The 22,127-nt window shown below is 64.4% G+C and carries 21 protein-coding genes and 4 tRNA genes; 13 read left to right on the plus strand and 12 right to left on the minus strand.

The annotated features are described in order from the left end of the window. Window positions 1–127: 127 nt before the first annotated feature. The 6 genes from ACFULT_RS06085 (at window position 128) to pstB (ending at window position 5,991) form a co-directional block, all read left to right on the plus strand. A complete protein-coding gene (locus tag ACFULT_RS06085; protein WP_037104859.1) occupies window positions 128–901 on the plus strand; it encodes a response regulator transcription factor in 774 nt (257 codons plus the stop codon). Window positions 902–907: 6 nt separating this feature from the next. Then, window positions 908–1,816, plus strand: coding sequence for a mycothiol synthase (gene mshD, locus ACFULT_RS06090; protein WP_037104856.1), 909 nt, complete (start codon window positions 908–910; stop codon window positions 1,814–1,816). Between the two features lie 204 nt (window positions 1,817–2,020). Next, a complete protein-coding gene (gene pstS, locus ACFULT_RS06095; protein WP_037104853.1) occupies window positions 2,021–3,118 on the plus strand; it encodes a phosphate ABC transporter substrate-binding protein PstS in 1,098 nt (365 codons plus the stop codon). A 103-nt stretch (window positions 3,119–3,221) separates the two neighbouring features. Then, window positions 3,222–4,265: a phosphate ABC transporter permease subunit PstC gene (gene pstC, locus ACFULT_RS06100; protein WP_037104851.1), complete on the plus strand. Its 1,044-nt coding sequence runs from the start codon at window positions 3,222–3,224 to the stop codon at window positions 4,263–4,265. A gap of 3 nt (window positions 4,266–4,268) precedes the next feature. Then, window positions 4,269–5,177: a phosphate ABC transporter permease PstA gene (gene pstA, locus ACFULT_RS06105; protein WP_037104847.1), complete on the plus strand. Its 909-nt coding sequence runs from the start codon at window positions 4,269–4,271 to the stop codon at window positions 5,175–5,177. Between the two features lie 37 nt (window positions 5,178–5,214). Then, on the plus strand, window positions 5,215–5,991 hold the full coding sequence (gene pstB / locus ACFULT_RS06110; RefSeq protein ID WP_037104844.1) for a phosphate ABC transporter ATP-binding protein PstB: 777 nt from the start codon (window positions 5,215–5,217) through the stop codon (window positions 5,989–5,991). A gap of 167 nt (window positions 5,992–6,158) precedes the next feature. On the opposite strand, the gene phoU is transcribed toward pstB, so the two are convergent. From phoU to ACFULT_RS06140, 6 genes are all read right to left on the minus strand, one after another. Then, the gene (phoU, locus tag ACFULT_RS06115) at window positions 6,159–6,833 is read right to left on the minus strand and encodes a phosphate signaling complex protein PhoU (RefSeq protein ID WP_019667345.1); all 675 of its coding nucleotides are present in this window, start codon (window positions 6,831–6,833) and stop codon (window positions 6,159–6,161) included. Between the two features lie 73 nt (window positions 6,834–6,906). Then, complete coding sequence (locus ACFULT_RS06120; RefSeq protein ID WP_378481343.1) at window positions 6,907–8,814, minus strand: LCP family protein; 1,908 nt, start codon at window positions 8,812–8,814, stop codon at window positions 6,907–6,909. Window positions 8,815–8,964: 150 nt separating this feature from the next. Continuing rightward, window positions 8,965–10,104 carry a tRNA dihydrouridine synthase DusB gene (gene dusB, locus ACFULT_RS06125; RefSeq protein WP_026348172.1) on the minus strand — a complete coding sequence of 380 codons (1,140 nt, stop codon included), beginning with the start codon at window positions 10,102–10,104 and terminating at the stop codon, window positions 8,965–8,967. Window positions 10,105–10,254: 150 nt separating this feature from the next. Continuing rightward, complete coding sequence (locus ACFULT_RS06130; RefSeq protein WP_037104842.1) at window positions 10,255–11,211, minus strand: acyl-ACP desaturase; 957 nt, start codon at window positions 11,209–11,211, stop codon at window positions 10,255–10,257. A 300-nt stretch (window positions 11,212–11,511) separates the two neighbouring features. Further along, window positions 11,512–11,584 (minus strand) — tRNA-Lys (locus tag ACFULT_RS06135). A gap of 84 nt (window positions 11,585–11,668) precedes the next feature. Further along, window positions 11,669–12,922 (minus strand): lipase family protein, encoded by a 1,254-nt coding sequence (locus ACFULT_RS06140; protein WP_378480938.1) that lies wholly within the window; start codon window positions 12,920–12,922, stop codon window positions 11,669–11,671. Between the two features lie 732 nt (window positions 12,923–13,654). Between ACFULT_RS06140 and ACFULT_RS06145 the strand changes: the two genes are divergently transcribed. From ACFULT_RS06145 to ACFULT_RS06170, 6 genes are all read left to right on the plus strand, one after another. Next, window positions 13,655–14,314, plus strand: a complete 660-nt coding sequence (locus ACFULT_RS06145) for a TetR/AcrR family transcriptional regulator (RefSeq protein WP_037103509.1) — start codon at window positions 13,655–13,657, stop codon at window positions 14,312–14,314. Between the two features lie 111 nt (window positions 14,315–14,425). Continuing rightward, window positions 14,426–14,498, plus strand: a tRNA-Glu gene (locus ACFULT_RS06150). 132 nt (window positions 14,499–14,630) lie between these two features. Further along, a tRNA-Asp gene (locus ACFULT_RS06155) sits at window positions 14,631–14,704 on the plus strand. Window positions 14,705–14,770: 66 nt separating this feature from the next. Continuing rightward, a tRNA-Phe gene (locus tag ACFULT_RS06160) sits at window positions 14,771–14,847 on the plus strand. A 124-nt stretch (window positions 14,848–14,971) separates the two neighbouring features. Continuing rightward, window positions 14,972–15,526 (plus strand): DUF6584 family protein, encoded by a 555-nt coding sequence (locus ACFULT_RS06165; protein WP_094719492.1) that lies wholly within the window; start codon window positions 14,972–14,974, stop codon window positions 15,524–15,526. Window positions 15,527–15,651: 125 nt separating this feature from the next. Beyond that, on the plus strand, window positions 15,652–15,900 hold the full coding sequence (locus tag ACFULT_RS06170) for a hypothetical protein (RefSeq protein WP_037103515.1): 249 nt from the start codon (window positions 15,652–15,654) through the stop codon (window positions 15,898–15,900). On the opposite strand, the gene ACFULT_RS06175 is transcribed toward ACFULT_RS06170, so the two are convergent. The 3 genes from ACFULT_RS06175 to ACFULT_RS06185 form a co-directional block, all read right to left on the minus strand. After that, window positions 15,871–16,167, minus strand: coding sequence for an ANTAR domain-containing protein (locus tag ACFULT_RS06175; RefSeq protein WP_241483560.1), 297 nt, complete (start codon window positions 16,165–16,167; stop codon window positions 15,871–15,873). The two genes, ACFULT_RS06170 and ACFULT_RS06175, sit on opposite strands and share 30 nt — an antisense overlap. A gap of 108 nt (window positions 16,168–16,275) precedes the next feature. Continuing rightward, window positions 16,276–16,863 carry a helix-turn-helix domain-containing protein gene (locus ACFULT_RS06180; RefSeq protein ID WP_378480939.1) on the minus strand — a complete coding sequence of 196 codons (588 nt, stop codon included), beginning with the start codon at window positions 16,861–16,863 and terminating at the stop codon, window positions 16,276–16,278. A gap of 42 nt (window positions 16,864–16,905) precedes the next feature. Continuing rightward, entirely contained in the window at window positions 16,906–17,322 is a 417-nt protein-coding gene (locus tag ACFULT_RS06185; RefSeq protein ID WP_378480940.1) for a hypothetical protein, read from the minus strand. A gap of 76 nt (window positions 17,323–17,398) precedes the next feature. On the opposite strand from ACFULT_RS06185, the gene ACFULT_RS06190 reads away from it, so the two are divergent. Next, window positions 17,399–18,502 carry a hypothetical protein gene (locus ACFULT_RS06190; RefSeq protein ID WP_094719490.1) on the plus strand — a complete coding sequence of 368 codons (1,104 nt, stop codon included), beginning with the start codon at window positions 17,399–17,401 and terminating at the stop codon, window positions 18,500–18,502. A 5-nt stretch (window positions 18,503–18,507) separates the two neighbouring features. Here the strand turns inward: ACFULT_RS06190 and ACFULT_RS06195 are convergent, their stop codons facing one another. Genes ACFULT_RS06195 through ACFULT_RS06205 form a run of 3 tightly spaced genes read right to left on the minus strand, consistent with a single transcriptional unit; the run spans window position 18,508 to window position 22,127 of the window. After that, window positions 18,508–19,407, minus strand: coding sequence for a pseudouridine synthase (locus ACFULT_RS06195; RefSeq protein ID WP_378480941.1), 900 nt, complete (start codon window positions 19,405–19,407; stop codon window positions 18,508–18,510). 23 nt (window positions 19,408–19,430) lie between these two features. After that, entirely contained in the window at window positions 19,431–20,630 is a 1,200-nt protein-coding gene (locus tag ACFULT_RS06200; RefSeq protein ID WP_378480942.1) for a lipase family protein, read from the minus strand. Between the two features lie 33 nt (window positions 20,631–20,663). Beyond that, complete coding sequence (locus tag ACFULT_RS06205; RefSeq protein ID WP_378480943.1) at window positions 20,664–22,127, minus strand: MFS transporter; 1,464 nt, start codon at window positions 22,125–22,127, stop codon at window positions 20,664–20,666.

Raw genomic sequence — 22,127 nt, forward strand, 5'->3', positions numbered from 1 at the left:
ATGCCCGCCGGGGCTTTCGGGGACGGCGGCACGCGACAGGTGTCGGACGGGTTAGTCTTGTTGCCTGAACAAGGACTCGACCTCGGCGAAGGAGTCTTTGAGTGACAGCGGTAAGAATGGAGGCTGAATGGAGCTCTTGCTTCTGACCTCCGATCCGAACCCGGAGGCCGTACTGCCGTCTCTGGCATTGTTGGCCCACCACGTGCGGCCCGCTCCGACCGAGGTCTCCTCGCTGCTCGAGGCCGGTTCCGCGGACATCGCGCTGGTGGATGCCCGTACCGACCTGGCAGCGGCGCGCGGACTGTGCCGGTTGCTCGGCAGCACGGGCTCCGCGATTCCGGTCGTCGCAGTCCTCACCGAAGGCGGCCTCGTCGCGGTCAACTCCGAGTGGGGTCTCGACGACATCCTGCTTCCCGGCACCGGCCCCGCGGAGATCGACGCGCGGTTGCGGCTCCTCGTGGGTAGGTCGGGCGGCGTCGCGAGTCCCGAGGCATCGGGCAAGATCACACTGGGTGAGCTCGTCATCGACGAAGGCACCTACACGGCCCGGTTGCGCGGTCGGCCGCTGGACCTCACCTACAAGGAATTCGAGCTCCTCAAGTACCTGGCCCAGCATGCGGGACGCGTCTTCACCCGTGCCCAGCTGCTCCAGGAAGTGTGGGGGTACGACTTCTTCGGTGGCACCAGAACCGTCGACGTCCACGTCCGGCGCCTGCGGGCCAAGCTGGGAAGCGAGTACGAGTCGCTCATCGGCACCGTCCGCAACGTCGGGTACAAGGCCGTGCGACCCAGCCGTAGCTCCAAGGGAGGTCCGGCGACCCCCGACGGCGACGACGACAACGATTCGGACAGCGTCGAGTTCAGTTCCCTGGGCGGCGCGACAAACGGAAGTACGAACTGACCGACGATGACTCTCTCGATCGATATCGCTCGCATCGATTCCGCGGAGATGGCGCCAGACGTCGTCGACGAGATCCGGGCGATCGCCGCACGCGCAACCGAGGTCGACGGCACGGCGCCGCTGTCCGAGCAGGCACTGAAATCCGTCGGATCCGGTGACGACACGACTCATCTGATCGCGACGGGCGGTTCACGCGTCGTCGGGTACGCGGGCACCGCTGCCGGATCGCCCACGATGACCGAGATCGTCGTGGATCCGGAGTTCCGCACTCGCGGAATCGGAACACGTTTGATCGACCGATCCTTCGCCGACGGTGGGGCCGGGGCCCGGATCTGGGCGCACGGAAACATCGATGCCGCACGGGCACTGGCGTCGACGCTCGGGTTGTCGGTCGCTCGCGAGTTGCTTCAGCTCAGGCGTCCGCTCGCCGAGCCTGCGTTGCCGGATGTCATTGTGCCGGACAATGTTTCGCTTCGGACCTACCGAGGGCATCAGGACGACGCGGAACTGCTTCGCGTGAACAACGCGGCGTTCTCCTGGCACCCCGAGCAAGGTGGATGGACCGAGAAGGACATCGCCGAACGGCGTGACGAGGCGTGGTTCGATCCTGCCGGGGTGTTTCTCGCGTTCGAAGAAGGAACCGATACCCTCCTCGGATTTCATTGGACCAAGGTCCACCCGGCCGAGGCCGGGGAGAACGAGATCGGCGAGGTCTACGTCGTCGGTATCGACCCCGAGGCGCAAGGTCGGGGGCTCGGCCGAGTGTTGACGCTCGCTGGGTTGCACTACCTGCGCGGCAGGGACCTGCAGGACGTGCTTCTGTACGTCGAATCGGACAATGCAGCAGCCGTGCACACGTACGAACGACTGGGTTTCACGCGTTTTCATACCGACGTCGCCTACTCGCGTCCGTAGAACCGGACATACAGCCCACTCTGTTCATCTTCCGTTAACCAACCCGGGGGTAGCCGTCCACCGGCGGCCCTTACCTTTTCCAGCGGGCGGCGCCGACGCCGCCCGGTGCGAGGGTCGACAAACGGGCCGGCACCTTGATCCTCGTGACACGCACGATCCCGGTGCTGACACGAGACACGGCACAAGATTCCCCGGAGGAAACAGGTGAAGCTCAAGCGCAGCGCGTCTCTCGTAGGCGCAGTGGCGATCGGCGCCATGCTGCTGACCGCATGTGGCAGTGACGCGAACGTCGAATCTGCTGCGGGCACGGACTCGGCAGCAACGTGTGAGGGCAAGACCCCTCTGACCGGTGAAGGATCGTCCGCTCAGCAGAACGCGATGTCGAACTTCACGTCCATCTACTCCGGTGTCTGCGCCGGGCAGGCTGTCGAGTACACGACCAGTGGTTCCGGCAACGGCCGTACCCAGTTCGTCGCCGGCCTCGTCGACTTCGCCGGCTCCGACTCGACCATCAAGGACGAGCAGGCAGCCGCAGCGGCCGAGCGTTGCCAGGGCAACCCGGCATGGAACCTCCCGCTGGTCTTCGGCCCCATCGCCGTTGCCTACAACGTCGACGGCGTCGACAACCTCGTCGTCAGCCCCGACGTAGCCGCACGCATCTTCACCGGCCAGATCACCACCTGGAACGATCCGGCGATCGCTGCACTGAACGAGGGTGCAACCCTGCCGTCCACTCCGATCACCCCGATCTACCGCTCCGATTCCTCGGGCACCAGCGACAACTTCCAGCGCTTCCTCTCCGCAGCTGCACCCGAGGCATGGACCCTCGATCACAGCTCGGATTGGGCCGGTGGCGTCGGTGAAGGTGCCAACGGATCCTCGGGCGTCGCTCAGGCCGTCGCCGCTACCCCCGGTTCCATCACCTACGTCGAGAAGGGCTTCGCGGACCAGGAAAGCCTCGGCACCGCAGCTGTCGACTTCGGCAACGGACCCGTCGAGCTGTCCAGCGAGACCGCAGGCGCAGCAATCGACACCGCCGAGTTCTCCGGTGAAGGCAACGACCTCGCGATCGACATCGACGCCCTCTATGCGTCGAACGCAGCGGACAGCTACCCGCTGGTTCTCGCCACGTACGAAATCGTCTGCTCCGCCGGCTACGACGCCGACACCTCCGCAGCAGTCAAGTCGTTCCTGCTGAGCGCAGCGAACGAAGGCCAGCAGGGCCTCGAGGAAGCCGGCTACGTCCCGCTGCCCGAGTCCTTCAAGGAGCGCCTCGAGACCGCGATCAACGCGATCGCCTGATTCAATTGAGACGAGACCCCGCTTCGGGCGCCGCGAGCAACAGCCGCGGCGCCCGGGTGGGACTCCCGTCTCTCTAAGCCATCAAACGAGAGACGTGAGCGGTATGAGCGACACCCACTCGATCACCGGCGAACCATCTGCGGCGAGCATTTCCGCGGGCGGCGTGCCGCGGAACACGGAAGAACCCAAGCAATTGCCCGACAAAAAAGCCAAGGGCGGCACCGTCACGCGCCCAGGTGACCGGATCTTCTCCACCCTCGCCACGGGCTCGGGTGTCTTCGTCATCGTTCTCATCGCAGCCATCGGCGTGTTTCTGCTGTGGCGCGCGATCCCGTCGTTGCAGAACAACACGGTCAACTTCCTGACCTACAACGGTCAGTGGAACACCTCGGACACCTCTGCGATGGTCTTCGGTATTCGCGACCTGTTCCTGGTGACCGCGACTGTGTCGATCTTCGCGCTGATCCTGGCCATGCCCGTGGCTCTGGGGATCGCAATCTATCTCACCAACTACGCGCCGAAGAAGGTCGCCGGGCCGCTCGGCTACATCATCGACCTGCTCGCCGCGGTTCCCTCGATCGTGTTCGGCCTCTGGGGCCTCTACGTGCTCGCTCCCGCCATCAGCCCGTTCGCGGAATGGCTGAACGAGAACCTGAGCTGGTTCCCACTGTTCTCCACCGGCTCGGTGTCCATCGCGGGCGGCGGCACCATCTTCACCGGCGGCATCGTGCTGGCAGTGATGATCCTGCCGATCATCGCCGCGGTGACCCGCGAGGTGTTCGTACAGACCCCGCGCGGACAGATCGAGGCTGCACTCGCCCTCGGCGCCACCCGGTGGGAAGTCGTTCGCACCACAGTCATCCCGTTCGGCAAGTCCGGCTTCGTGTCCGGCTCCATGCTCGGCCTCGGCCGCGCCCTCGGTGAGACCATCGCCCTGTACATCATCATCCGCAGCGTCCAGTCGAGCTTCGGATGGACGTTGTTCGACGGTGGCAGCACCTTCGCGACCAAGATTGCCCTTGCCGCAGGCGAGTTCAACAATCAGCTGCAGGCAGGCGCCTACATCGCCGCAGGCCTCGTGCTCTTCGTGCTCACCTTCGTGGTCAACGCAGGCGCTCGCGCCGCGATCGCAGGAAAGAAGGACTAGGCCATGACCGCAACCATGGATCGCCCGGTCAAGGAACCCACGTTCAAGGGCGTCAGTGCGCGTCGGAAGTTCTCCAACGGCGCTGCCACCGTCCTCGTCAGCCTGGCGGTCCTCGTCGCGCTCGTACCGCTGGTCTGGGTTTTGTACACGGTGATCTCGCGCGGGCTCTCCGCCGTTGTCGCGCCGGCGTGGTGGCAGAACTCCCAGGCGGGCATCACCCAGTTCATCGCAGGTGGCGGTGCGTATCACGCCATCGTCGGAACGCTGACGCAAGGCTTGTTCTGTGCCTTGATCTCCATCCCCATCGGTGTCTTCGTCGCGATCTACCTCGTCGAGTACGGCGTCGGAACTCGGTTGGCTCGCCTGACCACCTTCATGGTCGACATCCTCACCGGTGTCCCGTCCATCGTCGCCGCCCTGTTCATCTACGCACTGTGGATCGCCACGTTCGGCTTCGAACGGTCCGGCCTTGCTGTGTCGTTCGCCCTCGTCCTGCTGATGATTCCCGTCATCGTGCGGTCGTCCGAGGAGATGCTCCGCATCGTTCCGCAGGACCTGCGTGAGGCGTCCTACGCACTCGGTGTCCCCAAGTGGAAGACCATCGCCAAGATCGTCGTCCCGACGGCACTGTCCGGCATCGTCACCGGCATCATGCTCGCCCTGGCCCGCGTCATGGGAGAGACCGCACCGGTGCTGATCCTCGTGGGATCCGCCACGGCGATCAACTTCAACCTGTTCTCCGGGCCGCAGACGTCACTGCCGCTCATGATGGTCGACCTGCAGAAAGCAGGAACCGGCGCGCTCACCTCCGAGCGCATGTGGGGAGCAGCCTTGACGCTGATCCTGATCATTGCCCTGCTCAACATCGGCGCAAAGCTGGTCTCGAAGTTCTTCTCGCCGAAGAACGTCTGACCGTCGCACGCCCACCCCGAAACTTCAGGAGCCGACCATGGCAAAACGTCTCGACCTCAAAGACGTGAACATCTACTACGGCAAATTCCACGCCGTGCAGAACGTCACCCTCGCAGTCCCGCCGCGCGGCGTCACCGCCTTCATCGGTCCGTCCGGCTGCGGTAAGTCGACAGTCCTCCGCTCGCTCAACCGCATGCACGAGGTCACCCCCGGCGCACGCGTCGAGGGCTCCGTTCTGCTCGACGGCGAGGACATCTACGGCGCAGGCGTCGACCCCGTCGGTGTGCGACGCACCATCGGCATGGTCTTCCAGCGTCCCAACCCGTTCCCGACGATGTCCATCCGCGACAACGTCGTTGCCGGCCTCAAACTGCAGGGCGGCAAGAGCAAGAAGGAGCTCGACGAAATCGCCGAGCGTTCCCTCAAGGGAGCGAACCTCTGGAACGAGGTCAAGGATCGACTCGACAAGCCGGGAGGCGGACTCTCCGGCGGCCAGCAGCAGCGACTGTGCATTGCCCGCGCCATCGCCGTCCAGCCCGACGTGCTGCTGATGGACGAGCCCTGCTCGGCCCTCGACCCGATCTCCACCCTCGCCATCGAGGACCTCATCGGTGAGCTCAAGAAAGACTTCACCATCGTCATCGTGACGCACAACATGCAGCAGGCCGCGCGCGTCAGCGACCAGACCGGATTCTTCAACCTCGAAGCCACCGGTAAGCCCGGCCAGCTCATCGAAATCGACGACACCGAGAAGATCTTCTCCAACCCGACCCAGAAAGCCACCGAGGACTACATCTCCGGACGCTTCGGATAACCCGCACCACACGACGAAACCCCCGACTGCCTTGGGTAGTCGGGGGTTTTCTCGTTGCGCGTGGACGTCGGAAGCGAGTTCGACCGGGGTGTGTGGAGCGAATGTGCCGTGCGGTCACTCAGACTGACCAGACGGCACATTCGCTCCTGAGGTAGACAGAAGAACGATCAGGAGTTGCTGAGCTTGGGAGCGTTCAGGTCGACAGGCAGTTCGCCGGTCACCAGGAAGATCACGCGGCGCCCGACCTCGACGGCGTGGTCGGCGAAGCGCTCGTAGAACCGACCGAGGAGCGTCACGTCGACGGCTGCGGCCACGCCGTGCTGCCATTCGCGGTCCATGAGGACGGTGAAGAGGTGGCGGTGGAGATCATCCATGGCCTCGTCTTCTTCACGCAGCTTGGCGGCGCGTTCCGGGTCGCGGGTTTCGAGCACCTCGCGGGCGGATGCGCCGAGCTGAACTGCGATACGTCCCATTTCGGCGAAGTAGCCGTTGACTTCTTCGGGAAGGGCGTGGGCGGGGTGGCGTCGACGCGTGATCTTGGCGACGTGCAGGGCGAGGGCGCCCATGCGGTCGATGTCGGCGACGATCTGGATTCCGGAGACCACCGAACGCAGATCACCGGCGACCGGTGCCTGCAGAGCGAGCAGGGAGAACGCTTTTTCCTCGCATACCGCGCTGAGGTCGGTGATCTTGTCGTGATCGGAGATGACTTGTTCGGCGAGAACGAGGTCGGCTTGGAGGAGGGATTGGGTGGCCTTGTCCATGGCGGAGCCGGCCAGGGTGGCCATCTCGCCGAGGGTATCGGCCAAATCGTTCATCTGTTCGTTGTAGGCGACGCGCATAAGGCGCAAGTTTAGTGCGTCACACAGATCCATTCATGGTCCACCGGGTGAACGGGGCATGAATGGATTCGCGCTATGCGCAGGTGTCGTCGGCAGCGTTGGTGAAAGCGAGGTTCTCGGGCAGCGCCGGAGCTTCGGTGCTGCCCTCGACCTGGGTGGCTTCGATCGGCTGTCCGAAGACGGTCGGCGCGGTGGTGTAGCCGGGGTAGTCGGCGCCGAGGACGACCTCGACCACACTGTCCAGCCCAGCGGACTGTTCGATGACGGCACCGGGAATGGCGGAGGCAACGGTAGCTGCCTCCGATTCCTGACCGGGCGAGAAACGTACGACGGTCTGCGCGGCGGATCCGACGAAGTTGCCGACGTCGAGGATCTGGAAGCCGTACGACGCGAGCTCGCTCGACGCAGTGGCTGCCATACCGGCGGTGTCCGATGCATTGGAGACCTGCACGGAGACGGTTGCCGGGTCGACGGCGAGTGTGGGGACCGTCGGCTCCGCGGGGGATTCGGGAGCGGGCGTCGGTTCGACGCGCTCTTCGCCGGGGAGGGGGAGGTCGTCGATGATCGCTCGGAAGAGGGCTGCGATGGCGCTGTCGACGGGGATTTCGTTGCCCCATTCGTTGGTGCCGTCCGTCGGGAGCGTGAGGAACGTGACGGCGCCTGCGTCGACGTTCTGCAGCGAACGGCCGAGTGTGATGAGGTCCTGGGTCTTGACGTTCTCGACGAAGGTGTCGCGGGTGAACGCGCTGACGAAGCCGTTGAGCTTGCCGGGATCGAGTAGGACCTGGTTGGAGAGCGCGGACCTCAGCAGTGACGACAGGAATCGCTGCTGGCGTTTGATACGCCCGTAGTCGCCGTTGCCCTCGGTGTCGACGTGCCGCGCACGGACGTAGTTCAGCGCAGTCCTGCCGTCGATCCTCTGTTCTCCGACATTGGGGAGGACGGTGCCCAGCTCGTAGTCGACGAGTGGTTGTGCCGTGCATACGTCGACTCCACCGATTTCGTCGACCATCGACTCGAAGCCGGCGAAGTCCATACCGACGAAGTGGCCGATTCTCAGGCCCGAGATCTTCTGGATGGTCTTCACGAGGCACTTCGGTCCGCCGAGTGCATAGGTGGCGTTGAGCTTGTCTCCGTCGGCAGCCGGGTACATCTCGCCGGTGTAGCTGTTGGTGTCGTTGTCGAACGCTTCGCATTCGGGGCGTTCGACGTCGAGGTCACGAGGAAAGGACACGGCGACGACGCGGCTTCGGTCGGCCGGGATGTTGACCAGCATCACGGTGTCCGATCGGGCGCCCTCGGCGTCGTCGACGGTTCCTGCACCGATCTCGCCGCTGGCACCGGCCCTGGTGTCGGTTCCCACGATCAGGTAGGTCTCGTCGCCGTACTGCCCGTCGGCGTCGACGACGTCGGTGGAGTTCGGGTCCAGCGCGGCAACTTGTGCGAATCCGCGGTCGGTGCTGCGGAGATAGCCCCAGACGACACCGGTCAGTGCCACGGACAGAATGGCGATGATCGAGACCACGCCTCGAGCCATGTTCTGCATGCGCTTGCGGCGGCGCACCTTGCTCATCGCGAGACGGGTCAGCGCGGGGCGAGACTCGGCCGGTACACCGACTGCTTCCGGGAGCGCGGTCACCGGGGGAGGCGTGCTGTCGGTGATCGGATCGATCTTCTCGGTAGGGGCCTCGACGTCGGGCTCTCGCCGAGCGCGTTCTCCGGTCGACGCCCTCGGTTCTCGCGGGGCCGGTCGCTCGTCCTCGGAACCGCGATCCATGAGTTCGGCAACGGACACGGCATCCGGCTTGGAAGGTGGCTTCTTACCGAATCTCTTCAGCAGACCGCCGTTCGATTCCTGCTCCTGCTCCGGCTCACGCTCGGGTTCCGGAGGCCTCGGCGCGGCGGAAGGCCGAACGGACTCGGAGTCGGGGTTGTGGATCCGCGAGATCGGTCGTTCCCACGGCGCGCGACCGTCGGACATGGAAGAGCCCGAATCTCGATCGTCACCCACGGATTCGAACCTGACCTTCCTCGAACACATCTTCTCGCCGTCGATCGGGCGATCCCAGCAATGATACTGAGGAATCCGATGTGGTCCACTTCAGTACGCCCGGATGGGCGTCGGCACAGGTCAGCCGCCGGAATGCATGAGGTCTGCGCCCGCCGGGACCGAGATGTCCTCCGGATCGTCGAGCCATCCTTCCGGCAGCGACACCGCACCGGGAGAGCCTTGGCGGCCACGAGGACCTTCGGCGTCCTTCGGGAAAGGAACCGACGGGTCCAGTTGTCCCAGTAGGTCGTCGAGCTCGGGAAGAGTCTTGACCAACGCCATGGACACCCGCAGGTCCGAGCCGGCGGGGAAGCCGCGTAGGTACCAGGCGACGTGCTTGCGGAGCTCGCGCAGGCCCCTGTCCTCGCCGTGGTGTTCCGCCAGGAGCTCGGCGTGCCGCCTGATGACGACGGCCACCTCGCCCAGCGTCGGGGCAGTGGGTTCCTCGCGCCCGGCGAACCGGGCGCTGAGCTCGGCGAAGAGCCACGGCCTGCCGAGGCACCCGCGACCGACGACCACACCGTCACAACCGGTTTCGGCCATCATTCGGACCGCGTCCGACGCCGAGAAGATGTCGCCGTTGCCGAGGACGGGCACGTCGGTGACGTGTTCCTTCAGGCGTGCGATCTGCGTCCAGTCGGCGGTGCCGGAGTACCGCTGTGACGCCGTCCGCGCATGCAGTGCGACGGCGGCGGCGCCTTCGGCAGCTGCGATTCGTCCGGCGTCGAGGTGGGTGTGGTGCTCCTCGTCGATGCCGACGCGGAACTTGACCGTCACCGGAACGTCGGTTCCCTCCGTTGCTTTCACGGCTGCGGCGACGATCCGTCCGAACAGGTTGCGCTTGTACGGCAGTGCCGCACCGCCACCTTTTCTGGTGACCTTGGGGACCGGGCAGCCGAAGTTCATGTCGATGTGGTCGGCGAGGTTCTCGTCGACGATCATTTTCGCGGCCGCGTACGTCGTGTCCGGGTCGACGGTGTAGAGCTGGAGTGACCTGGGCGTCTCGGTCGGTCCGAACGTGGTCATGTGCATCGTGGCGGGCTGGCGTTCGACGAGTGCGCGCGCCGTCACCATCTCGCAGACGTACAGACCCGAGGTGCTGCCTGCGCGCTCGAGTTCCTGCTCGCGGCACAGGGTGCGGAATGCCACGTTGGTCACACCGGCCATCGGTGCCAGTACCACCGGGCTCCGGAGTTCGAGTGAACCGATCCGCAATGTCATGGGTGAAGCCTCGTTCGTGTTCTTTCGGAGATGGTCTGTCGGCTGGGAGCAAAGCCTGCGGTGCTGCCCGTGGGATTCACGATCGAAGCCCTACACCGCGGTCGAGGTGTAGGGCTTCGATCGCTGGTCTGTAGATCAGCAAGCTCGAGATCAGGAAGCTTGCTTCTCTGCCTTCTTCGCCTCGCGGGCGAGCGAGCGGTCACGCATTTCCTCGAACTTGGTCGCCTGCTTCTCGAGGTCCTCGAGAAACGCGGCCAGTTCTTCGCGCTTGTTCTCTCCGCGTCCGGTGAAGTCGTCGCGCTCGAAGATGCGCCACTTACGGAGCACCGGCCACACGACGTCCTCGAGGTGCTGACGCAGGTCGTAGATGCCGTGCTTGGCCATCAACACACCGTTGCGACGGAAGTTGGGCATTCCCGCGCCGGGCATCTGGAAGTTCATGACGATGTCCGACAGTGCGTCGAGTGTCTGATCCGGTGCGATGTCGAGTGCCGCAGCGCTGATGTTGCGGTAGAAGATCATGTGCAGGTTCTCGTCGGCTGCGATGCGCTGGAGCATGCGGTCGGCAATGGGGTCGTCGCACACCTTGCCGGTGTTGCGGTGCGACACGCGGGTCGCGAGTTCCTGGAACGTCACGTACGAGACGGAATGAAGAAGACCCGTCTGCGAGCCCGCGGGTGAAGCGAACCCGTTGGTCATGTGAATCATGCGAGCCTCTTCGAGAGCCACGGGATCGACCCCGCGGGTGACGACCAGGTAGTCGCGCATGACGATGCCGTGGCGGTTCTCTTCTGCGGTCCACCGACCGACCCAGGTTCCCCAGGCGCCGTCCTGCGAGAAGTTCTCGGCGATCTCGCGGTGGTACGACGGCAGGTTGTCCTCCGTGAGGAGGTTGGTGATCATCGCGGCCTTGGCGACCTCGGACAGCTTGCTCTGTTCCGGGTCGTAGTCGATGCCGCCGAGTTCGGCGAAGTTGCGGCCTTCGTCCCACGGCACGTAGTCGTGGGGATGCCACTCCTTCGCCATGGACATGTGCCGGTTGACGTTGTCTTCCGCAACCGGAACGAGCTCCTGGAGCAGCTCCAGCTGTGTCAGATCCCTCGCCATTACATAGCCTCCATACATTGCGGACAACGGTCTCGAGCTTACGGCACCGTAACCACGCTGTGAACTCCGCTGAGTTCGTTGGGCGCAGCACGTCACCGGCTGATTTGTCGGAGAATCCCCCAAGGACTGAGTTCGTTCCCCGAAGTCGAACCGTTACCGAGTGTACGACCGTGCACCTCGGAAGTGTGCGTACTCGTAGCTGGGAGTGTGCTGCCGATCCCTCGGCGGCCCGACGTGAGGGCCCGCTCGGCCCAGTGGCGGGAGGGGCCGCTCGGCCCAGTGGCGGGAGAGGTGGTGAAGTGCCCCCAGTAGGACTCGAACCTACGACCTGCGGATTAAAAGTCCGTAGCTCTACCAACTGAGCTATAGGGGCGCGGATCGAAAGTGTAGTGGGTCCACCCTGGCGCTCCGCCACGCCCCCTGGCGCGCCCCCGAAAAGAACACCGGGAGGGTTCGGTCACCGACCGAAACTGCTGCATCCCTCCGGGGCGGGTATTCCGGCGAGCCTGTCGTCGATCCACTGATGGGAGCCGGGGAGCCCGGAGACGGCGACGACGAGGTGTTCGCCGACGTACTCCTCCAGCCGAACCTGAGCGCCACCCGCACACCACTCGTCGTACAGGGTTTCGGCGCCTTGTCTGGGGATCCAGAATTCGTGCTGGCCCTGATAGATGAAAACCGGAGCCGACGGTGTGAGGTCTCCACCCATGCGGGTCTGCCGGATGATGTCTTCTGCGATGGGCGTTCGGTCGACGTTCGGTACATCGGAGAGAGCTTGAACAGGGATGGGTGCGACGAGCCCGCCGGGCGCGAGCAGGTACACACACATGTCCTTGGCGATCTGGGCGAGTCGTAGCCCGTTGGCGTTCATCAGTTGGAACATCTCGGGGTATTCACGTGCGACCCCCATCGCGGCCGACAGGAACAGTGTCGATGCGGCGTTGTTGCCGTTCATCGACCCGAGAAGGATGCGGTAGTCGATGGGAGCGCCTCCGAATGCCGTTCCGACGATGTTGACGTCGGGTGCGTACTCCGGTGCGAGTTGGGCCGCCCACCCGGACGCGATGGCTCCGCCGGAATAACCTGTGATGGCGATCGGCGATTCGGCAGGCAGCTCGAGTGATGGCAGATTCACCATGGCGCGGAGGGAATCGAGGACCGCGTGTCCCGCCATGCGTCCGGCGGCGTACGCCTGACGCGGACCCTGATGATCGGTGACGACGACCGCGTAGTTCTTGGCCAGGAAGAGTTGTACCGCAGCAATTTCCGGTGCGATGCCGCGAGGCAGTGTCCATGACGGTGCACATGTCTGGCCGAGCGAGTCGATTGCCATGTTGTAGGCGACGACGGGTCGGGTGCCCGGCCCTGCCCAGGGTGCTGTCGGCACGATGACGGTGGTCGCACCGGCTACCGGCCGGTCCTTGGAATCCGTGGTCCGGAAGAGGATCTGTGTCGATCGGACAGGGGTCAGCAACGGACCGACGGTGACTGCTCTGGTGTTGAGAACCGTTCCAGGGGAGTAATTTTCGAACCCGGCTGGCGGATCGAACCACGGCTCACCCAGTGGTGTCGCCTCGGCCAGTGCGGGGTCCTGGGCCGGATCTACGAAATCCGACACCGGATCGGCGTTCGCCGTCCAGGTGGCGGTGGTCAGCAGCGCGATGCTGAAGGCTGTTGCTGCCGAGCGGCGGAGAATGGTTCGAAGAGTCATGCGTGCACCCGAATTCGTTGTCGTCGTTGACCACGATGTGTTGTGGGTCACAGTAAAGGGGTGTTCGAGTGGGTGAGTGCTTCCGGCGTGGACAGAGGCGAAACCGTTATACGAACCCCTTCTGAGATTCGTACGGCCACAGCGGTATCGGCGTCGAGACATGTTGATGAATCGAACTGGCAACGAATTCCGGGCACTCCGATTGTTTCGACGCGGTCGGTGTGGTCGATCGGTCCAGAATGTCTGTGTCGCAGGGAGTTCGTGACGGCTCCGGCTCTGCCTCTCGATGGCTGGGCGGGCGTGTTTCGGATGCACGGCCGACGGACGGCTGCGAATCGAGTTCCCCAGAGGAGGCACGTCACTCAGGGGAGGCACGTCACTCAATTGTGGCGGCGGTGTGGTGGAGGTCTCGATTCGGAATGTCCGAAACTGTCGGATTTACACCGTGGGCATATTTGTAAGGCCTTCGACGAAGGCCCGTTGGCACAGCCCGAATTGTGGGGCGCGCGACGAAGAAACGGCTCGAGTGCGCACCCCCTGCAGCGCACTCGAGCCTGCCTGATCGTACCACTCGGATTGTTTGAAGACAGCTCGGAGATTTGTCCGAATTATTGTTTCCAACGCATTTTCCGAGCGAGTGGTCGGTCCTGTGTGCGCTGGTTGACGTACTCTCGACTAGCGGTACTGCCTGCTGATAGATGCAGGTCGCTTGGGTTCGGAGGCACGGAAGCAATGGCACAACAAGAGCGCGCTCGGCGAACCCGAGCTGCGATAGTCGAAGCGGCGGCATCGGAGTTTGCACGCCGCGGGTACGCGGCTGCGTCGGTGAACACCATCCTGGAGGGCTCGAATGCCACCAAGGGTGCGATGTACTTCCACTTCCAATCCAAGGAAGACCTGGCCCGTGCGGTTCTGACGTCTGCGTTGGACCGGTACGTCGCGATCACGGAGAAGTGGATCGATTCGCCGCTCCATCCCTTCGAGGTGATCCGAGGGATCATCGACGACCTGGCGCTCGGGTTCCAGAACGACGTGATCGTTCGTGCCGAGTTCCGGCTGATAGTCGAGCCCGAGTTCTACGCCGAGATTCAATCCGGTGGAGGGCGTGTATGGGGCCGTGCGGGTGTGCAGCTCGCGCGAAAGGCGCAGGAGATGGGTGACCTCGACCCAGAGTTCGGTCCGGAGAAATTCATCCGAGTTCTGTCTGCGTCACTTGCCGGCCAGCGGTACATGGCCGACCTCGTCTCCGACAGTCGCGATCTGCGCGTGATGTTCGAGGAATCGCTCGAAGTTGTTCTTCACGCGATGGCGTCGCCGGCTTGGCTGGACCGGTGGAAGGCTGAGGGTTGGCGCGAAAATGCCGCAGAAACCGAGTCTGACCTGCCGGTTTGAGTTTTCCGCAAAAAGTGTCCTAAGCTATCCCAGCTCCCAACGGAACGCCGTTGAGGGTAGCGGCGGAGCAGTTCGGGACCGGAGAAATTCGGGTCCGGGTCATTCCGTCGGGCCCCCTTCGTCTAGCGGCCTAGGACGCCGCCCTTTCAAGGCGGTAGCGCGGGTTCGAATCCCGTAGGGGGTACGCAGGAAACGATCGGAATTGACAAACCGGTCGGCAGTACAGCAGTCTCTTGCAGGCCGCCGCGGTTCGAAGCAGGTCGAAAGCCTGCTAAGGTCTACGGCGGGAAGTTCCTCCGGGAATGATTCACAGCAAGGCCCTGTGGCGCAGTTGGTTAGCGCGCCGCCCTGTCACGGCGGAGGTCGCGGGTTCGAGTCCCGTCAGGGTCGCAAATCCGATACGAAAGTGTCGGCTTGCGTGTAGTACACGAGATGGCATTGTCACCGGTGCCGCCCGGCCAGGTAGCTCAGTTGGTACGAGCGTCCGCCTGAAAAGCGGAAGGTCGCCGGTTCGATCCCGGCCCTGGCCACCATGAAGTCCACAAGCCCTCTGCCGAGGAATTCGGTCGGGGGCTTGTTTCGTTTCCGGGTTGTGCTGCACGCTTCGCCTCACGGTCACCGCCCTGCCCGAGTCGCCGGACGGTTACGCTTCTCGCTGTGGACGTGATCGACAGCGCACAGCGGGCCTTGGCTGCGGGTGACCTCGACGGTGCTCGGGAACGCCTGTACGAGGCGCTGAGGACTGCACCGGCATCCCAGCCCGTTCTGGAACTGCTCGCGTACACGCACCTGTTGCGGGGTGATCGTGCCTCCGCCGGGGCGGCGTGGTTCCTGACGAACAAAGCCGATGACGACCCGACTGCATCGTCTGCGTTCGAGGCGTTGGCTGCACGTCACCGTTCTGCTCTCGAGCTGGCGAAGTCGCTGCCTATCAACGCCCCGTCCCGGTACTACCCGGAGCGCGCTCGCGCGCGGCTGGACCGATTGGTCACCGGGATCGCAGCAAGCGGGCAGGAATGGGTGCCGCCCCGGGACACGGTGTACTTCGACGAGGTGGGCGTCGATGTGGACGATTTCGTCGACGACGAGTTCTCGGATGGAAGCGTGACTCGACGGGGCAGGCCTTTGAGGCAGCGTGTGTTGGCGACCCTGGTGATCGTCGCGATCGCGGCAACGTCGGCATCGGTGGTATTGGCCATCGTGTTTTCCTGACACACTGCCTGCGCGGTCGGAGATACTGCAGGCGTAAAGTTTGTTTTCCGACACCATCAGGGACAGAAGGCACGATCATCGATTCCACCCCGCAGGAGACGAATTACCGCGACGCCAACTACGCGGTGAATCTCGCGCAGGCTCGCGTCTTCGCGAGGAGTCTCGCCGAGCACATCGAGAAGTGTTCGGCGGCCATCGAGGTTGCACAGGCCAGATCTTTTCGTGCGCGAGCGGACAAGGCCATGACCCGGGCACGTGAACTCGACAGCGAAGCGGCCACGTTGCGGCGTGAGCTCTACGAGATGTATCGCCAGATCGACAACATGACCGCCCGCTTTCCCGAGCTACGCGGGGACCCCGCTCTGCGTAACTGAGCCCGGCGCCAACACGTGTCCCCAGCGCGTCAGCGCTATCCGGCGTGACTCCGAATCGAGGCTGTCGCGGCCCTCGGCGATCGTGATGACCGTCCGCGCCAACTCGAACAGGCTCACCCGGTTGTCACGTGCGGTGGCGAACAGGTCGTTCACCGCGGCGGTGACGGTCACGCCGCATCGGCCGACGAGCACACCCGTCGCGATATCCACATCCGAGCGCGATGCGGGTCCCCGAGACACCGTTGTTTCGGGATTTCTCTCAGTCATGAACGTTCCTCGTACCTCTCGTGTGCTTCGGTGGTTCCGGAGCCGACATCGTCGGCTCTCGGATCGCTCACTCTGCCATATGGATCCGACTGGAAAGTAGCGAAACAGCTACGAATCGGTGGGCTTGGCTCGAACGTGCATCCGTTCGCCCTGCGGACCGAAAAGACTGAGGATTTCCACCGGGCGATCGTCGACTGCACCGAACCAGTGCGGTACCCGTGTGTCGAACTCGGCGGCTTCGCCGGGCTTCATGACGATGTCGTGTTCACCGAGAACGAGGCGCAACCGACCGTCGAGAACGTACAACCATTCGTACCCCTCGTGGACACGGGGCGACGGCTCGCTGCGCACCGGATCCACGACCAGTTTGTACGCCTGCATCCCGCCCGGCCGACGGGTCAGCGGGTGAATGGTGACGTGCTCGCGGCGCACCGGGGTGCTCCTGATGCGAGGGTCTTCGACGGGTGGCGGGCTGATCAGCTCGTCGAGCGGAATCTGGTGGGCCCGTGCGATCGGTAGAAGCAGCTCGAGGCTCGGTTTACGTGAGCCGGATTCCAGCCGCGACAGCGTGCTGACGGAGATGCCCGTCGTGTCCGCCAGCGCGGACAGTGTGGTTCCGCGTTCGGTGCGCACCTTGCGCAGGCGCGGGCCGACGCCTGCGATGACCGAACCGACATCGTCCTCGGAAGTACTCATGAGGATATTGCAGTTTCGGCAAACGATTTTGTCAAGCAAGTGTCATGGGCAGGCGAGGGCGGCCTGGTCGTAGATCCGTTGTGCCTGCTCCGTCGTCGGAACGGCGTCGCCCTTGGCGGCCTCCACCTCCAACTGCGCAACGATGTCCGACTCGGGCGTACCCCCGGCGATCTCCGTGCACGTACTGGACAGAAGGTTCTCGATCGCAGTGTCGTCTCTGCCCTCGGCCAACCCGCCGAACTGGGCACGGAACGCGACCACGAACGCGTGCACCTTGGCCTCGTCGAACACGCTTCCAGCGCGATCCCGGACACTTGTCGCGATGCTGCTCGCCGAACCGGCGGCGTTCTCGAGCGACCGATCCGCATCGGATCGATCCTCCGTAGTGCACCCCGCGAGAAGCAGTGCACCGATCACGACGGACAGGGCCGCAGTACGTGTTCGCGCAACGATCGTCATGCCGGCGATGCTATCGCGCATCACCGACGTGGCCTTTTCGCCCTCATCGGCCCACGATCGCGCTCATACTCGATCGGTGCCCCCCGACGTCGCACCCAAGACCGTCCGAGTTCGACACTCGCGCGTGCATCGTGACGCGTACGGCAGCACCGCAGCCGAAGCATTCATGATCATCGCGATCGTGACGATTCTCGTCACCCGCCTCTACCTGGAACTGACCGACTACCCGCAGGTGGGCGGCAAGACCCTGCACATCGCACACGCGCTGTACGGTGGCGCGCTGATGATGGTGGCGTTGCTGGTCGGGTGGCTGTTCATCGGGTTCGGGGTCCGAGCGCTCGCCGTCGTACTCGGAGGCGTCGGATTCGGGCTGTTCCTCGACGAGGTGGGCAAGTTCGTCACCAAGGACAACGACTACTTCTACGGGCCGTCGTCGGAGATCATGTACGTCCTCGTCGTCGTCGTCCTCGTGCTGAACCGCATCGTGCGGGATTCCCGACGGCCTTCCCACGAGGAGACTCTGGCCAACGCGGCCTCGATCGCGGCAGAAGGCGTCGCACACGGGTTGCCGGATCATCGCCGCGAATGGGCGTTGCGCATGGTCGACCGCGCTGAGGCGGAGGGCGCCGAGGTCGATACCGTCGCCGGCCTTCGATTGTTGCTGGAAGGAGCACCGGCGACGCGTTCGCGGTTGTACGACGCTCGTATGTTCGCGCCGCGGTTGATCCCGAGATTCTTCAAGAGCCCGCGCCTGGTTCCGGTGGTGGCGTGGGCGATGACGGCTGCGTCGTTCGTGGGGGTGATCTTCGGGGTGGTCGAACTGACGCTCGGTGGACTGGATCTCGACACGCGCGACACGACCATCGATATCGACGAAATGGGAATTGCCGGGGGAATTCTGTTCGCGTCGTCGGCGATCACATTCCTGCTCGCGTTTCCGGCAGTACTCCGGCTTCGCAAGGGCAGATTGTGGCCACTCCGATCACTGCGTATCGCCGCATTGGTGTTCACTCTGCTGAATGCCTTGGTCGATTTTGCGCAAGAGGGATTCACGGCGCTGATCAATGTTGCGATCGGATTGTTCACATTGGCTGTTCTTTCCCACCGAATCTCGGTGCGGACGGCCGAGATCGCCGAGGAAAACGCGTCGCGGGGCGACGTCGTCTCGATGCCGAAGTAGGGCTGTCAGGACGGAAAATCGAGCGTTCGACGGGTTGCGAAGACACGCCGTTCGCCGGAGAAAGGATCGTCGAAGCTGAGCTCTCGCGCCAACAGTGCCAGGGGACAGGAATAGTCGTCGTGGGCGACCTCGTGGAACGTCGGGTAGAAGTTGTCCCCGACGATCGGCACTCCCAGTGAGCTCATGTGCAACCGAAGTTGATGTGTGCGGCCGGTTTTCGGTGTCAACGTGTATCTTGCCCAGCCGTCGCGGACGGCTGCGACCTCGACCCGTGTCTCGGCATTCGGTTCGCCCGGTACCTCCTCGGCGCGAAGAACACCGCGCTCCTTGACCATTCGACTTCTGATCACCAGTGGAACGGCCAGATTCGGGTCGTGGCGAGCGATGGCGTCGTAGATCTTGGTGACGGCACGAGCCGCGAACAGCTCCTGGTACGCGCGCCGCACCTCCGGCCTGGTCGTGAACACGAGAACACCTGCCGTGAGTCGATCCAGGCGATGCGCGGGTGACAGATCCGGCAGGTCGAGCTCCCGACGGAGAACCACCAGCGCGGACCGCGCTACGTAGGCACCGCGGGGTGTCGTCGCCAAGAAGTGCGGTTTGTCCACGACCAGAAGGTTCTCGTCGCGATGCAGAATCTCCATCGGGAACGGCACGACCGGCTCGACGGGTGGGTCTCGGTACAGATAGATATCGGCGCGAGGACGCACCACGGAATCCGGCGAGATGGGATTGCCGCCTGCATCGACGACCTCACCCAGTGCAACCTTCTCGCGGAGCCTCCTCTCGTCCTGCGGGAACCGCGAAATCAGATACTGCAACACGGTGACAGTGCTCGGTTCGTCGGGCATACGAACCCGAGTCGGACCGAGCCCGTCGCGCACGGGTAGGGGAGCACGCGCCATGCACCCACCCTAGTTGCCGGCCGTCAGCAGTCACTCGGCGCGGGCTCGCCACGCAACCGGGCGTCGAGCCAGAGGTAGGCCTCGGGGAGGCCGAGGACGGTCGCGGAGAAGTGCTCGGCCGCAGGGTATCCGCGGAACACGACGTCGGCGCCCGATCGGCAGTATCGGTCGACCATGTCGGCGACAGGCTGGTACGGAGCGATGAAGTCGTTGACGCCCTGCCATACGAACAGCGGTGCCGTCGGGACTCCGTCGAAGAAGGTGACACTGTTCTCGCGGAGTACTTGTTGCGCGCTCGGTGTGTCCGCCAGTGATGCGGCGGTGCTCAGGTCACGAGCGCTGTTGAAGGCACCGTCGATCAGGATCGAGCGTCGGCACTCGTTGAACATCTTGTTGCGCAGTGCGATTCCCCGGTCGTTGAGGTTGGGGGTGATGGGGAATCGGCCCGGGTACTCGCGTTCGAGCCCGAGCGCCACCGCCATCGCCATGCCGAAGCCCGGGTGCGGTAGCGGGCTGTACGCCAGGTTCTGGGCGATCTGCGCCAGGTCGGACGGGATTCCGCCTTCGGCGATTCCGGCGATGTCGAGATCCGGCGCGTACGTCGGCGCGAGCGCAGCAGCGAAGGATGTCGCGAGACCGCCGCCGGAATAGCCCAGTAGGCCGACCGGGGAGTCACGGAGCGGCAATTGCTCGAACTGCTTCACCGCTCGTACGCCGTCGAGGGTGATCTGGCCGGCCATTCGCGCGGCGCCGTAGGCTGCCGTCGGGCCGAGATAATCCGGCACGGCAACTGCCCAGCCGCGGGCGACCATGCCCAGATACACGGCGGGCGCCTCGATCAATTCATCGGAGAACAATCCGTGCGACGGGGCGCATTTGGTGCCGAGGGCGTTGACGATCGCCTGGTACGACACGAGTGGGGTGCCCGCGCCGCGTCCCTGCGGCATCAGGACCGTCGTCACGGCCGCGATCGGATCGTCTGCGGAGTCGGTGGAGCGGAACTTGACCTGCCACACGTCGGTGCCCGGGTACGCAGACGTCGGGACGCGTCGGCTGTCGAGGACGTCGCCGTTGGCGGCGTCGGCCACGTCGGCGGGTGCGGCGTAGAACGGATCGGGGTCGGCGATCAGGTCGACCGGGTCCGCGGCAGCGGCGGCCGGAAATCCGACCAAGGCGCCGACGGCTGCCAGCACTACGAACAGAGCGGTGATGCGAGAACGCACGGATCTTTCCTTCTTCTCGGGCGGGGCGGCTGATCAGACAGGTACGGGAACGGGTGGAGGACCTGTGACCCGTTTGGGCAAGGCGAGGGCAAGCACCGCCGCACACGCGACGACGGCCGACAGTACGAAGAACACGTGACGCTGAGCGACGATGTACGGCTGTGCGGCAACCCACCCGGTGCTGTCCGGTGGTAGTGCGTCCGACAGCGCCGACAGTTGTTGAAAGAACAGCAGTCCCACGAGGGCGATTCCGACGGCTTGACCGACCTGTTGGACGGTCGGGATCAACCCCGACGCCGACCCGACGGTCGTGTCGTCGGTGCCCGAGACGATCGTCGTCTGCAACGGTGCGACGAAGACACCGATTCCAGCGCCGCCGACGAACAGTGGTGGTGCCAGCAGGGCGAGGCTGCGTGCTGTGTCCTCGCGGTAGGTGAGGGCGGCGAAGCACATCATGGATACTCCGAAGAGTACGAAACCGAGCGGGAGCATCCGAGTTCCCAGCCTGGCGAACAAGGTCGGAGACAGAACCGAGAACACTGCGGCACCGACGGCGAACGGCAGTGTGATCACGCCGGTGCGCATCGGTGACAACTCCAGTCCGAACTGCAGGCTCAGCGAGACGGTGAAGAAGAAACCGGTGAACGAGCCGAACATCAGGACGGACAGCGCGCAGCCGAGTGCGAACGTACGTTGCCGGAACAGATCCAGCCTCAGCATGGGGTTTCGTCCGGCTCGGCTCCATCGGCGTTCGTGGAGTACGAACAGCGCAAGGACCGCGAGCGAGGCGAGCACTGCCGAGGTGCCTGCGATACTCCATCCGTGCTCGTAGCTGTGGGCCAACGGATAGATCAGAAGGATCAGTCCGAGGGTGGACAGAACAACTCCGAGAACGTCGAGATGCTGAACCCCTGCGGGTTTCTCACGCGACAAGCTCGCGGCCGCGATCACCATCGCGCCCACGCCGAGCGGTGCGTTGACGAGGAACACCGACCGCCAGCCCCAACCGAACATGTCCAACGAGACGAGGATCCCTCCGATCGACGGACCTAGAATCGCCGCGCCGCCCGCGGTGGCACCGTACAGCGCGAACACGACGCTGTGGCGCTCGCGTGGGAACGACGTGGCGATGATCGCGACGGTCTGCGCGGACACCATTCCGCCCGCGATGCCCTGCAGGACTCGCGCGGAGATGAGCAGCGCAGGCGAATCGGCTGCCCCGCACAGAATCGACGCAGCGACGAACACCGACATGCCGGACACGAACACGGTTCTGCGGCCCACGATCCCGCCCAGCCACGCCCCGGTCAGCAGGGTGCACGCGAACGCCAACGTGTAGGAGGACACGATCAGCGATTGCGCGCTCGACCCGGCGGCGATGTCGGTGGCGATGGACGGAAGAGCCACGTTGACGATCGTGACGTCGATCATCAGCATGAACACGGCCAACAGGCACGCGGCGAGCCTGCGCCGTGCCGTGCGCCGTGGGGGTTGCAC

It is taken from the genome of Rhodococcus sp. NPDC057297 (genome assembly GCF_042667435.1).
Classification (GTDB): domain Bacteria; phylum Actinomycetota; class Actinomycetes; order Mycobacteriales; family Mycobacteriaceae; genus Rhodococcoides.

Excerpts from the sequence above, each read along its gene's own strand:
- pstB (WP_037104844.1), top strand. The coding sequence starts at position 5,215 with ATGGCAAAACGTCTCGACCTCAAAGACGTGAACATCTACTACGGCAAA.
- ACFULT_RS06140 (WP_378480938.1), bottom strand. The coding sequence starts at position 12,922 with ATGACTCTTCGAACCATTCTCCGCCGCTCGGCAGCAACAGCCTTCAGC.
- ACFULT_RS06130 (WP_037104842.1), bottom strand. The coding sequence starts at position 11,211 with ATGGCGAGGGATCTGACACAGCTGGAGCTGCTCCAGGAGCTCGTTCCG.
- ACFULT_RS06145 (WP_037103509.1), top strand. The coding sequence starts at position 13,655 with ATGGCACAACAAGAGCGCGCTCGGCGAACCCGAGCTGCGATAGTCGAA.
- phoU (WP_019667345.1), bottom strand. The coding sequence starts at position 6,833 with ATGCGCGTCGCCTACAACGAACAGATGAACGATTTGGCCGATACCCTC.
- pstC (WP_037104851.1), top strand. The coding sequence starts at position 3,222 with ATGAGCGACACCCACTCGATCACCGGCGAACCATCTGCGGCGAGCATT.
- ACFULT_RS06195 (WP_378480941.1), bottom strand. The coding sequence starts at position 19,407 with ATGGCGCGTGCTCCCCTACCCGTGCGCGACGGGCTCGGTCCGACTCGG.
- mshD (WP_037104856.1), top strand. The coding sequence starts at position 908 with ATGACTCTCTCGATCGATATCGCTCGCATCGATTCCGCGGAGATGGCG.
- pstA (WP_037104847.1), top strand. The coding sequence starts at position 4,269 with ATGACCGCAACCATGGATCGCCCGGTCAAGGAACCCACGTTCAAGGGC.
- ACFULT_RS06120 (WP_378481343.1), bottom strand. The coding sequence starts at position 8,814 with ATGTCCGACGGTCGCGCGCCGTGGGAACGACCGATCTCGCGGATCCAC.
- ACFULT_RS06175 (WP_241483560.1), bottom strand. The coding sequence starts at position 16,167 with ATGACTGAGAGAAATCCCGAAACAACGGTGTCTCGGGGACCCGCATCG.
- ACFULT_RS06085 (WP_037104859.1), top strand. The coding sequence starts at position 128 with ATGGAGCTCTTGCTTCTGACCTCCGATCCGAACCCGGAGGCCGTACTG.
- ACFULT_RS06180 (WP_378480939.1), bottom strand. The coding sequence starts at position 16,863 with ATGAGTACTTCCGAGGACGATGTCGGTTCGGTCATCGCAGGCGTCGGC.
- ACFULT_RS06185 (WP_378480940.1), bottom strand. The coding sequence starts at position 17,322 with ATGACGATCGTTGCGCGAACACGTACTGCGGCCCTGTCCGTCGTGATC.
- dusB (WP_026348172.1), bottom strand. The coding sequence starts at position 10,104 with ATGACATTGCGGATCGGTTCACTCGAACTCCGGAGCCCGGTGGTACTG.